Here is a 12,759-nt window from a genome sequence, read left to right on the forward strand (position 1 = left end):
TTTTCTCATAAAAAATCTGATTTTAGCAATTTGCGTTACACAAACAATTTTTAATTAACTTTTCTTGATAATAATTGGTTTTCATATTAGTTGATATTTAAGCATTTAGATTATTACTAATTGAGGTTAGTTACATCTTTTACTTGGAAGTAAAAGTAGTATGTCTTATATAAATCTTAATGCGGTTTTACCCCATTTAAAGGTGTAGGTTTCCACATTTGATTTGCTTTTTAAAAGAATCAACCCAAGCTATATTACAAACTCAGGTTGACCTCACTCTAGGGAAAATAGAAGAGATTAACAGATTAAAACAATAGGTTATTACTAACTAACCTTTAAAAATTACTCTCCACTTACTTAGTTAACTATTCTATAACCTAGAAGATTAGAAAAGAACTTTAAAATTGTATTTGTCCTATTAATAAGAACCATACTTTTTTAGAAATCAACCCAAGTAATATTTCATACTTGAGTTGATAAGCCGTACGCCTAAATACGGCACTTTCTAGGGATTAAAAAGAGGCTTTTATTAAAAAGACTATTTATAATACCCCCTACAATAGTTCCCCCAAACTACGCAGCTATACTTTAACTTTCGATAGTAAAGATACCAACCCGAAACCCTCCAAAAAACGGGTTGATATCAATTCAAGAATTAACCTAACCAACACTTAACTAATGAAAAGATTATTTCTTTTATAATTATCTTGTCATCTATATTTTCAAAATCAATCCAAGCTATAATTAAATAACTTTTCAAGAAATAAAAGTTCCACCATCCTTACATGTTTCATTTTAGTATTTATTATTTTGATTTTTCAAATTGAACATTTTGTGTTTTTCATATCAACTTTCCCTGTCGATGTTTTACACTGCAAACCAACTACAAAATTTAAAATCAGTCAATTCATTGCACTCGTCATTTATAAAAAACAGGTCGTTATTTATAAATGATAGGTGTTAAAAAAACACTTAAACCTCTGAAAGTATTAACATTTAATTTATTTTAATGTAAAAAAGTAAAATGGTATTTTTGTTTGGCTTTGAAATTTAATCATATGAAGAAAAACCAAGCTTTAGGGCTTTTTCCATCTAGAAATGTTAAAATGGGAATATTAGTTTTTCGTTTTTTTTTAATTCTTTTTCTCTTTCTCAACTCTAGTATTAATATTTTTTGTCAAATGAAAAATATTACTAAGGAGGATAGAAAATATTTAAACTTATTACAAAAAGTAAAAAAGTTTAACTCTACTGATTCTAAAGCAAAATATTTGGACTCCGTAGGTAAAATTGCTAGACAAGAAAAAGCTTACAGATATCTCTTTGTAAGTTATAATTATTTAGGTCTTTTATACAATGATGAAAGGGTTCTTCTATACTCTGATAGTATCATTAAATTATCCAGTAAAATTCATTTTGAGGATGAATTTTACCCTAAAGATGCCTACCAAACTAAAGGAGACTTCTTTTTTAAAAAAAAAGATTATAAGCGAGCCTTGAAAAACTACCTTAAAGTATCTGAATATGCAAAAAAGTATAAAAATGATTATTTAACTTACAGTAATAATAGAAATATTGCATTCATTAAAAGAATAACAGGAAACTATGAAATAGCTATAAAACTTCAAAAACAAAATTTAAATTACTTAATGAATAGAGATAAGCTTGACACAACAAGCTACCTAAATACTTTAGTTTCTCTTGCTAATGTATTCAATGATGCACATATATCTGATTCCGCTTTTTACTATAATAAACTAGGAATTAGAGAGTCTCTAAAATTCAAAAAAAACAAATACTATAATCATTTTTCTATAAATAATGGAATAACACTTTATTTGAAAGGAGAATACAAAAAAGCTATTGATACTATCAACAAATATTCTACCTATTTTGAAAAATTCAAAAGCAAAAAAAATTTAAGCTTTGCATATTATTATTGCGGAAAAGCATATCTGAAAATAAACGATAAGCCTAAAGCTATTAATTATTTCAAAAAAACTGATACTATTTTCATAAAGTATGGGAATTTATATCCTTTTATGAGAAAAAACTATGTTCATTTAGTAGATTATTACAAGGAAAAAAAAGATCTAAACAATCATTTAATTTACTTAAATAAACTAATCAAATTCGATAGTCTTTTACATTCTCAAGATATATACTTGAATAAAGAATTGATCGAAAAATATGATATTCCAAAATTACGTCAAGAAAAAAAAGTAATCTTGAATACCATGAAAAATAAAGATAAAATCTCTTTTTCTATAATATTTTCAATCTCATCTATTCTTATTTTAATTTCAATATTACTTTTATATCAAATAAAACTAAAAATAAACTATAAGAAGCGTTTCAATAGTATAATAGATGAGAAGAAAAAAGAGAAAAAAATAAAACATGAAGAAACAATTAACAATCTTAATGTTCCTAAAAAAATAGTAGAAGAAATATTAATTTCATTAGAATCATTTGAAAAATCAACTAAATACACAAATAAAGATTTAACATTAGTATCATTATCAAAAGAATATTCAACTAATACAAACTATCTATCAAAAGTTATTAATCATTACAAAAAGAAAAATTTTTCAAATTATTTAAATGAACTACGTATTGAATATGCAATAGAAAAAATGAAAAACGACCTTATTTTTAGAAAGTATACAATAAAAGCTATTGCTGAAGAAGTAGGCTTTAAAAGTTCTGAATCTTTCTCAAAAGCATTTTATAAACTAAAAGGAATTAAGCCGTCATACTTTCTAAAAGAATTAATTAAAAGCAAAAAGGATGATTATTAGTCGTAATTTATAAATCACGTATTATTTTCTTCTGAAAAAATCCTTTTTTTAACTTTATTTGCATCAAATTCAAATTATTAAAAAATCATGAAGAAAAATAGATTAAAACTTGAAAAGTTCACAATCTCTAAATTAAAGATGTCAAAACTTTATGGGGGTACTGGTGATAATGGTGGTGGTGGTGGAACCCAAACTAATGACGCACCAAAAGGGTGTTTGATGGGGTCTATTATAGAGACAGAAGATGAAGACGAAGATGGTAACTAAAAACTGACGAACCTAAACTTCATAATAAAAAGGTAAAATTCTTAACTTACCTTTTTATTATGATGACTTCAATGAAATTATGAAAAAAATTCTCTTAATTATAATCTTTACCATTTCTAGTTGTAAATCTTTTAAAAAGTTGGATTACAAAGACAATGCTAGATTAGATAATTTAAATATTAAAAAAATTAAAAGCTTTAAAAACTGGCATTTAAAAGATTTTGAAACAGATACTATATTGGGTATAAGTTTAGATAGAGCTTATGATACTTTTTTAATACACAAAAAAGCAAAACCAGTTATTGTTGCTATTATTGATACAGAAATAGACACTAATCACAAGGGATTAAAAAATAAAATATGGCTAAATAAAGATGAAATACCAAACAACAATATTGATGATGACAGAAATGGTTATACTGACGATATAAATGGTTGGAATTTTAAAGGTAATAAGAACGGAGAAAGCAGTAAGTTCGTTAATTTTGAATATGTTAGAGTACTTAAAAAACTTAACGTAAAATACAGAAACCTAGATTCTACTTCAATAAAAAAAGATAAAAATTATCCTTTATTTCTAAGAGCTACCAAAGCTTATAAGAAAAGAGAGGAATATGAAATTAAAGAAAAAGAAAATGCTCAAAGGTTATCTGATATCTATTTTAATACTAAAAAAAAGATAAAAGGATTATTAAATGGAAGTAATAAATTAACGATTGAAGTTATTGATAGTTTTAAAAAACTCAAAAAAATAGATGAATTTAATGCGGCTGTTTTGACTCATTGTATCAAGAATAATACGGATAGTTTAGCTATTGAAAAAAGGAAGTTTTTATCTAGAGAGAGAATAGATAAGCTAATGAATTTAAATTATAACGATAGAATATTTCCTAATGATAATGAAAGTAATATTCTAGATAGCTTATATGGTAATAAGTATGTGAATAATAATTTACACTTAATGACACACGGTACAAAAATGGCTGGTGTTATCAAAAACATTTCAAAAAAAGATGAGATTTCTATTATGCCTATTGTTATCTCTAGTTATGGTGATGAACATGATAAGGATATTGCTTTAGCAATTAGATATGCTGTAAATAATGGTGCTAAAGTAATTAATATGAGTTTTGGTAAAGAATTCTCGATGAACCAAAAATGGGTTATTGAAGCTATTAAATATGCAGAAAAAAAAGATGTAATTATACTTTCTTCCGCTGGTAATTCTGGATTCGATTTAGATAAAAAAAATAATTATCAATACCCTAGCGATAATTTTGATTCTGAAAAAGAAGAAACTAATAACTTTATTACTATAGGCTCTTCTAGCTACTCTTTTGATAAAAAGCTTAAAGTTAAGAGTTCTAATTATGGAAAAAGTAATGTTGATCTTTTTGCTCCTGGAAGAAAAATATCTACGATAGCTCCAAACGAAAAAGAAAGTTATACTGGTGGTACTTCTGGCGCCTGTGCTGTTGTGTCTGGCGTAGCTGGACTGATTAGGTCTTATTATCCAAAGTTAACAGCATCGCAAGTAAAATACATTTTAATGGAATCTGGTTTAGAATTTGATATTGAAGTCAACACACCAACCAAAGAAGATAAAGATAAAACTACTCCATTTAATCAATTGTCTAAATCTGGTAAAATATTAAATGCTTATAATGTATTACTAATGGCTGATAGTATTAGTAGATAATTATAAAAGTTTTTAAACCTCCTTTGAAATATTTTCAAAGGAGGTTTATTTTTGAAGTCGATTTGTAAAAAATACCATTTATATAAACTTATAGTGTATCTATGTTTCCTCTTGAAAAAACTTAAAATGTTCAACTGGGAGAAACAAAAAAATTCAATAATTGTTAATAAAAAATTGAATTAAACAATACTAAATCTATTTCACAAAAATGAAAAAAATCAAGTTTTTTTCCTCTAAAGCTATATTTTTTTTACTGCTCATTATTAGTTTTGAATCTTATAGTCAAAATCAAACAGATACTTTATCCAACAAAAGTTTTCGTGAATTAAGTGATAAATTTAATTCAAATTTAAAAGACACTAATAAATTAAATTTATATGCTAGAGCCTTCCTAAAAAAGAGTAAGCTAGAATTTGATACACTTAGAATTGCTAGAGGGTATCATTATTTTTACTTTATTAATAAAGAAAATAGTATTGGATTGCTTTACCTAGATAGTATTATTAGAGTAACTAATAAAAAAAAATATGAATTATACCCTCTAACGGCTTATAACTTAAAAGGTAGATATTATTTTAATATACACAATTATGAAAAATCTTTGGAATATTTGTTCAAAGTAAAAGAGGTAAATCAAAAACAATATTATAGTGATGAAGTTGAAGTCCAAATCAATCATTTTATAGGTTTAATAAAAAGTAGGTTAGGAGAATATAGAGAAGCACTTAACCTTTTTTTAAACAATAAGAAATATATTTCCAATAAAGACACTCAATTGCTTATAACATATTATGCGATTGCTGATAGTTATCGTTTTTTAAAAAAACTTGATTCCTCTTCTTATTATAATAAACTAGGTATCAAAGAAGCTCTCAAACAAAAAAACAAAAGTTTATATAATTACTTTTTGTTAAATGAAGGAGCCACTCTATCAAAAAAAAGACTTTACCTAAAAAGCATAGATAGCATTAAAAAAAGTCTTCCAGAAATTATCAATCTGGATGATAAACAAAATATCGCTATGGGTTATTTTTTCCTTGGTAAAAATAATTATGCTTTAAATAAAAAACAAGAAGCTATAAATTACTTTAAAAAAGTTGATTCTATCTATCACTTAACTAACGACATTCATCCTGAATTAAGAGAAGGTTATGAAATAATCATTAACGAACTAAAATTAAATCATAACATTAAAGATGAACTTATTTATGTAAATAAATTACTAGAGTTGGACAGTAAATTATCTGATAATTACAAAGTATTATCGAAAAAAATTTCACAAGAATTTGATACCCCTAGACTATTAAAAGAAAAAGATAAATTAATTCAAAAAATAAGTGCCGTAAATAAGAATTACAGTATTTCGACTTACCTATTAATCTTAACTTTATTTATTGTTTTAATTTACTTAATTCATCTATTCTACAAAAAAAAATCCTATGAGCGTAAATTAGAGAAATTATTGTCAAAGAGTCATGAGGAAAAAAAGATTATCTCTAAAACTGATGATACATTTAACATAAACCAAAAAGTAGTATCTGATGTTTTAAGTTCCTTGGAAAAATTTGAATCAAATAGAGATTTCCTTAACAACAAAATCACAGCTTATAGTTTAGCTAAAAAATTAAATACAAATACACAATATTTATCAAAAATTATAAATCATTACAAGCGGGAAAGTTTTATCAGTTACGTTAACAATCTTAGAATTAATTATGCAACAGAAAAAATACTTAATGATACCACTTTTCGTAAATTTACAATAAGTGCAATTGCGATAGAATCAGGATTTAATAATGGAGAATCATTTTCTAAAGCATTCTACAAAAAAAATGGAATCAAGCCTTCTTTTTTCATCAAAAAAGTAAACGAAAATGGTAGAAATTTATAAATTTCAACTAACACAGATTCTAGAATGCTTTAATTATGACAAATAATTTATTTCCTTTAATAATTTTTATTTCCCCTCTACTTTCCCCTAAAAATAAAAACCTCTTAAAATCAATAGATTAAAGAGGTTTTAGAGGTGTCGAGCGGATTCGAACCGCTGTAGATGGTGTTGCAGACCACTGCCTAGCCACTCGGCCACGACACCTTTAGTGAGTGTGCAAATTTAAGCTTTTTCTTTTGTATCGCAAGTATTTTTTAACTTTTACGTGTTTCTTGTAAAACTATGGTTACTTCTCCTACGTTTCCTCCTATCGGTGGATTGATTTTTGAGATACTGACCTCTGCTTCCTCTACCATTTCTATCTCGCTGAAAATGCGATCAATAATTCGTTTTGCTACCTGTTCTAACAACTTAGAACGGACATTCATTTCTTCCTTTGCAATCTTATTTAGATGTACATAATCTACTGTATCTTTTAACTCATCTGTTACCGCAGATTTGTTTAAATCGGCTTTTATTTCTAAATCTACTCGGTATTCTGAGCCTATTTTTGCCTCTTCTTCTAAGCAACCATGATTCGTATAAATTACAATATTGTTAACTCTAATTATTCCCATTTTTTTATAGTTTGCAGTTGGCAGTATCCCAGTTAGCAGTCTCTTGGATCTTATAGCATACATCTAGACTACGTACTTCTGACTTTAGGCTTCCAACTTTTATTTAAAATTTACTTTATTTTTAAAATCTTCGCTTCCGTACCCATTTTAACCGTATACTCTCCTTTTGGTAAATAGGTTTTGTCGTTTTTTGCCGCTTTTAATACAGTGTCTGCATTTGCTTTAGTGTATTGTTTTAAGCCTTCCTTACTAAAACTTACATCGTAGATTGCTTCATTGAAACCTTTATCTGCTTGAATTTGTAAGGAATTCACTAGTATTTCATCCGAAAAAATGTCAATAGTTACTGTTTTGCTTCCTGTAACATAAAAAGGAATATGAACTTCTGGTGTACCTGCTTTAAACCATTTACTCCATGAGTTCCCCCAGTTTCTGTTTTTTGCAATCCCTGCAATACTAAATAATTTATCTTTTGATTGTTCCTTTACTTCTGAAGCATACTCTTGAATCGATTGTACAGATGCTCTATAGATACTTCTTCCATGAGTACCTAATACTAAATGATTTTCCTCTGGTTGTACTACCAAATCATGTACAGCAACATAAGGTATGTTAAAGGCATGCCATTTGTTTCCTGAATCCATAGATACATACACTCCATTATCTGTACCTACATATAAAATATTTGGTGAGGTTGGATCTTCTTTAATCACATTTATAGGCGATATTGGAATGTTACTGCTAATATTCTTCCATGTTTTCCCATAATCATCAGAAACATACACATAAGGTGTAAAATCATCAAAACGATATCCATTTAAAGTAACGTATACGCGTTCTTTCTTATATTGAGAGGCAATAACTCTACTTACCCATAAATCTTTTGGTAGTGTTGTTGAAATAGTATCCCAGCTTCCTCCTCCATTTTTAGTTAATTGTACCAAACCGTCATCTGAGCCTGTATAAATCAATCCAAATTGAAAAGGACTTTCACTAATTGTCGTTAAGGTTCCATATGCTACATTTCCTTTTTTTCCTCCTTGAGTTAAATCACCCGAAATCGTTTCCCAACTGTCTCCTTGATTTAAGGATCTATGTAATTTATTTCCTCCTAAATATAAAATATCTTGATTATGCTTAGACAATTGAATAGGGGTTTGCCAATTGAATCGATAAGGATTCTCTCCTAAATTATGCTTGGGCTGAATATAAGTTTGACTTCCTTTAGCTCTGTCTAATCTAAAATAGTTTCCAAATTGAAACCCTGTATATACGGTATTTGGGTTTCTATGATCTACAGCTACTTGCATGCCATCCCCTCCCATAATAGATTGATATGGATTTTTACCAGATTGTAACCATGCTTTATTCACACTTGTGGTATGCTTTCCTGTCCAAACGCCATTATCTTGCAATCCTCCATAAACATTGTATGGTTTTTGATTATCCGCATATATCGAGTAAAACTGTCCTACAGGTGGAGTGTTCAATTTCAACCAACTTTCACCATCATCATAAGAAACATTTAATCCACCATCATTACCATTTACTAAATGTCCTTGTACCTTTGGATTTACCCAAAGCGCTTGATGATCTGCGTGTACATTTTCTCTACTGATAGATGTAAAGGTTTTTCCACCGTCTTTAGATTTTAAAATAGGAACTCCCATGATATACACTCCATTTTTGTCTTGTGGATCTACACGTATTTCTCCGAAATAGTATCCATATGAATAATAGATGTCATCTAAATATCCTTCATGTGTTTTTTTCCATGACTTACCTCCATTAGTAGTTTTATATACTTCAGCACCTATTACTGGCGTGTCAAATAACAATGCATTTGCATTTTCTAAATACTTGGCTAAATCAGCAGGTTGTACACTTCCTACTCTTACCATTTGTTTTACATTTTCTGCTCTATATTTTTCTTGAAATCCATTCAATTTTAAATACGAATTCAATTTCTTATCTGACAATGCTAAAAACTGACTTACCGACATTTCTTTAAAATCATCCTTAACCAATCCATTAGATGATTTTTCTTTTTTTGTGTCTTTCTTTCTTCTGAATTGATTATCGTGAGATGCATACACTGTATTTTCATTAAAAACAGCCAAACCTATTCTTCCTACACCTTCACCAGTTGGAAAACCATTTCCTTCAGAAATTTTAGTCCATGTAGTACCAGCATCTGTAGATTTATAAATTGCAGAATGTTTTCCATCTCCATCAAAATTCCAAGCTTTACGTTCACGTTCCCAAGAAGCAGCATATAGAATATTGAAATTATTAGGTGCGTGTTGCACATCTATAATTCCTGTATCTGAATTGATAAACAATGTTTTTGTCCACGTTTTTCCTCCATCAGTAGTTTTAAAAATCCCTCGTTCTTCATTCGATGAGTATAAATGTCCTAAAGCTCCAACAATAACTTCCTCAGGATTTGTTGGATTGATTAAAACGCGTCCGATATGATGTGAATCGAATAAACCAACATTAGTCCATGTTTTACCTTTATCTGTAGATTTTAAAATCCCTATTCCTGCATATGATGATCGAGAAGAATTGTTTTCTCCCGTTCCTACCCAAATTGTTCCATTTTTCCAATCTACTGCTATATCTCCAATGTTTTGAGTTGGAGCACTATCTAATACTGGAGTAAAAGTATTTCCATTATTTTTAGTATACCATAATCCTCCTGAAGCATAACCTACATAAAATTCATTTGTGTTATTAGGGTTTACATCAATATCCACCACTCTACCACTCATAATAGTGGGTCCGATATTGGTAAACGATATATTTTTCACTAATGAATTCGCCATCATTTCATATTTGTTTGAAATGGCTTTTTGAATTGCTGAAGCTTTAGTTGGTGATTGTTGTGCAAAAAGAGTAACCTGCACTAGTAATAGTATAGATAGAAATCGATTCATTTGGATTGCATTTAAGATGATCAAAAATAAAAAATAGTTTCCATTTTATATTTTGATTAGATTTGTGAAAAAGCAGTATTAATGAATATTTTTATTTTATCGGTTGGTGAAAATATTTATTCCACTAAACGAATCTATGACGAAGCCATCAGCCGAGGTCATGAGGTAAGTATTATTAATCACACTAAATGCTCTATCAAGCTTAGTGGAGGGAAAAGAGAAATTATTTATGAAGGGGAGAATATTATTGATGAACCTGACGTAATTATTCCTAGAATAGGTGCTTCTGTTACTAGACATGGAGCAGCAGTAGTAAAAGAGTTTGAAATGCATGGTGTGTTTAGTACAGCCAGATCTTTAGGTATACTCAGAGCACAAAATAAAGTACGAACACTCCAAATTATGAACAGAAAGGGAATTCCTATTCCTGATACTGTGTTCTCTGTAAATCCAGAAAACATAAAAGAGCAAATTGAATTGCTAGGTGGTGCTCCCGTAATCATTAAAATGCAAGAAGGTACCCAAGGTATGGGTGTAATGCTTGCCGAAAGTAAAAAGTCTGCAAAATCTATTATCGATACCTTTTACAGAATGAATATGAGTATTTTGCTACAAGAGTTCATAAAAGAAAGTAATAGTGAAGATGTTAGAGTTTTTGTAGTAGGAGACAAAATTATTTCGTCCATGAAACGAAAAGGATTAGAAGATGATTTTAGATCTAATATTCATAGAGGAGGAACAGCGTTTAAAGTAGATTTAACATATCAAGAAAAAATGATGGCCATAAAAGCAGCAGGATATCTGGGCTTACCTATAGCTGGAGTTGATTTGATTCGATCTAAACGCGGTCCTTTATTAATTGAAGTAAACTCTACACCTGGTTTACAAGGAATAGAAGCCTATACTAAGGTAAATGTTGCAGAAGGAATTATTAAATATTTAGAAAAGAAATGTTCGACAAAGCGTTCAAGAACCAAGAGGTACTGATTCGAAGTGAAAAGATAAAATTAGGAGAATCGAAATTGATTAAAATTCCTGTAGATAGATTACCAACAGGAACTTTAATCGAAATTCCTATTTATGTATTTAACGGTAAAGGATTAGGGCCTACAGTATTGCTCCAAGGTGGATTGCATGGTGATGAAACCAATAGCATAGAATTGGTACGGAGAATGCTAATTGATAAATCATATAAAATTCATAGCGGCTGTGTTATTGTTGTTCCTTTGTTAAATATTTTCGGGTTTTTGGATTTCTCTAGAGAATTGCATGGTAAAGATGTAAATCGAAGTTTTCCTGGCTCTAGAAGAGGGTCATTAGCCAGTAGATTAGCGTACTACTTAATGAAAGAAATTACTAAAAATGTTGATTTTGCTATCGATTATCACACAGGTGGTGCACAACGAAGTAACTATCCTCAAATCAGATATACACCTCAAGATGAACGTGGAAAAGCCTTAGCTAACATTTTTGATGCACCTCTTAAATTTGGTTCAAAAGCAATTCCTAAATCTTTTAGAAATGAATGCTTCAAACATGATATTCCTGTAATTGTTTATGAAGGTGGAGAATCACTACGTTTAGATGAGTTTTCCATACAAGAAGGTATTTACGGGACACTACGAGTACTTCGTCATTTCAATATGATTAGTGATACTGTTGAAATTCCTAAGCACCATACTTCAGTAGAAATTGTGAAAAAAAGTTGGTTACGGGCTAAAGCTGCTGGAATTTTTACTACAAAAGTGGTGAATGGTGCTTTTGTAGAAAAAGGACAAATTTTAGGGTTTATTATGGATACCTATGGAGAAACTAAATTCTCTGTAAAATCACCTCGAGATGGTTATATCATTGCTAAAAATAATTTCCCCGTAGTGAACTTAGGCGATCCCCTTTTTCATATAGGAAATTCATAGTTTTTTGGCTCTTTCATTGTTTTTTTGTTAATTTAAAGCACTTAACTATCAAAAAATCAATAAAATGACAGAAATTATCATTAGCCTTTTAACAGGTGCTTTAGGAGGAAACATTGCAGGGGCACTACTAAAAAAATTTTCTATGGGTACACTTTGGAATTCAGTTGTTGGTATTTTAGGAGGTGGACTTGGAGCTCAATTATTAGGAATGTTAGGATTAGATCTTTCGGGTCTTATTGGTAGCATTGCTGGTGGTACCGCAGGAGGTGGTGTTTTAATGGTGATTATTGGCCTTATTAAAAATGCAATGGGCAAGTAATACGATTAACGACTAATACATGAAGTTTTTAATCATAAATCGTATAAAACATCAAAAACTATATCAAAAGATGCTCTTTAAAGCATCTTTTTTTATTCAATTCAAATCCACTTAAAATAACGTGAATCTTGCTTAAAGAAATTCCTGTCACTTCGAGTAAAATTATTTGTAATAAAATGGAAAATGATTTTGTATCGAGAAGTATTTCACTAGTTCTCGATAAAATTTTACGCCGTTAGCACTTTGTAAAATCATTATCATTGACATCTTTTTAATAACTGAAAAACAAACATTTACACTAATATTCTAA

The 12,759-nt window shown here is 29.0% G+C and carries 9 protein-coding genes and 1 tRNA gene; 7 read left to right on the forward strand and 3 right to left on the reverse strand.

Going from position 1 to position 12,759, the window contains the following annotated elements; translation table 11 throughout:
* Positions 1-1,181: 1,181 nt before the first annotated feature.
* The 4 genes from BVC87_RS22455 (at position 1,182) to BVC87_RS22470 (ending at position 6,658) form a co-directional block, all read left to right on the forward strand.
* On the forward strand, positions 1,182-2,801 hold the full coding sequence (locus BVC87_RS22455; protein WP_159439404.1) for a helix-turn-helix domain-containing protein: 1,620 nt from the start codon (positions 1,182-1,184) through the stop codon (positions 2,799-2,801).
* An 87-nt stretch (positions 2,802-2,888) separates the two neighbouring features.
* The gene (locus tag BVC87_RS22460; protein WP_075344647.1) at positions 2,889-3,068 is read left to right on the forward strand and encodes a hypothetical protein; all 180 of its coding nucleotides are present in this window, start codon (positions 2,889-2,891) and stop codon (positions 3,066-3,068) included.
* A gap of 79 nt (positions 3,069-3,147) precedes the next feature.
* Positions 3,148-4,767, forward strand: coding sequence for a S8 family serine peptidase (locus BVC87_RS22465; protein ID WP_075344648.1), 1,620 nt, complete (start codon positions 3,148-3,150; stop codon positions 4,765-4,767).
* A gap of 208 nt (positions 4,768-4,975) precedes the next feature.
* A complete protein-coding gene (locus BVC87_RS22470; RefSeq protein ID WP_075344649.1) occupies positions 4,976-6,658 on the forward strand; it encodes an AraC family transcriptional regulator in 1,683 nt (560 codons plus the stop codon).
* 133 nt (positions 6,659-6,791) lie between these two features.
* On the opposite strand, the gene BVC87_RS22475 is transcribed toward BVC87_RS22470, so the two are convergent.
* The 3 genes from BVC87_RS22475 to BVC87_RS22485 all read right to left on the reverse strand — a co-directional run bounded on the left by BVC87_RS22475 (position 6,792) and on the right by BVC87_RS22485 (position 10,214).
* A tRNA-Cys gene (locus tag BVC87_RS22475) sits at positions 6,792-6,862 on the reverse strand.
* A 50-nt stretch (positions 6,863-6,912) separates the two neighbouring features.
* Positions 6,913-7,275 (reverse strand): dihydroneopterin aldolase, encoded by a 363-nt coding sequence (gene folB / locus BVC87_RS22480; RefSeq protein ID WP_075344654.1) that lies wholly within the window; start codon positions 7,273-7,275, stop codon positions 6,913-6,915.
* A gap of 110 nt (positions 7,276-7,385) precedes the next feature.
* A complete protein-coding gene (locus BVC87_RS22485; RefSeq protein ID WP_075344650.1) occupies positions 7,386-10,214 on the reverse strand; it encodes a WD40/YVTN/BNR-like repeat-containing protein in 2,829 nt (942 codons plus the stop codon).
* 81 nt (positions 10,215-10,295) lie between these two features.
* Between BVC87_RS22485 and BVC87_RS22490 the strand changes: the two genes are divergently transcribed.
* From BVC87_RS22490 to BVC87_RS22500, 3 genes are all read left to right on the forward strand, one after another.
* Positions 10,296-11,201, forward strand: coding sequence for a RimK family alpha-L-glutamate ligase (locus BVC87_RS22490; RefSeq protein WP_075344651.1), 906 nt, complete (start codon positions 10,296-10,298; stop codon positions 11,199-11,201).
* Positions 11,165-12,130, forward strand: coding sequence for a succinylglutamate desuccinylase/aspartoacylase family protein (locus BVC87_RS22495; protein WP_075344652.1), 966 nt, complete (start codon positions 11,165-11,167; stop codon positions 12,128-12,130). The genes BVC87_RS22490 and BVC87_RS22495 overlap by 37 nt, the downstream gene beginning before the upstream one ends.
* 64 nt (positions 12,131-12,194) lie before the next feature.
* Positions 12,195-12,449 carry a hypothetical protein gene (locus BVC87_RS22500; RefSeq protein ID WP_075344653.1) on the forward strand — a complete coding sequence of 85 codons (255 nt, stop codon included), beginning with the start codon at positions 12,195-12,197 and terminating at the stop codon, positions 12,447-12,449.
* The last annotated feature ends 310 nt before the right edge of the window (positions 12,450-12,759 follow it).

This window comes from Tenacibaculum agarivorans (assembly GCF_001936575.1).
Classification (GTDB): Bacteria; Bacteroidota; Bacteroidia; order Flavobacteriales; family Flavobacteriaceae; genus Polaribacter; species Polaribacter agarivorans.

Bases quoted from the DNA above. Each gene is read 5' to 3' on its own strand.
- BVC87_RS22455 (WP_159439404.1), top strand. From the start codon at position 1,182: ATGAAAAATATTACTAAGGAGGATAGAAAATATTTAAACTTATTACAA.
- BVC87_RS22460 (WP_075344647.1), top strand. From the start codon at position 2,889: ATGAAGAAAAATAGATTAAAACTTGAAAAGTTCACAATCTCTAAATTA.
- BVC87_RS22465 (WP_075344648.1), top strand. From the start codon at position 3,148: ATGAAAAAAATTCTCTTAATTATAATCTTTACCATTTCTAGTTGTAAA.
- BVC87_RS22470 (WP_075344649.1), top strand. From the start codon at position 4,976: ATGAAAAAAATCAAGTTTTTTTCCTCTAAAGCTATATTTTTTTTACTG.
- folB (WP_075344654.1), bottom strand. From the start codon at position 7,275: ATGGGAATAATTAGAGTTAACAATATTGTAATTTATACGAATCATGGT.
- BVC87_RS22485 (WP_075344650.1), bottom strand. From the start codon at position 10,214: ATGAATCGATTTCTATCTATACTATTACTAGTGCAGGTTACTCTTTTT.
- BVC87_RS22490 (WP_075344651.1), top strand. From the start codon at position 10,296: ATGAATATTTTTATTTTATCGGTTGGTGAAAATATTTATTCCACTAAA.
- BVC87_RS22495 (WP_075344652.1), top strand. From the start codon at position 11,165: ATGTTCGACAAAGCGTTCAAGAACCAAGAGGTACTGATTCGAAGTGAA.
- BVC87_RS22500 (WP_075344653.1), top strand. From the start codon at position 12,195: ATGACAGAAATTATCATTAGCCTTTTAACAGGTGCTTTAGGAGGAAAC.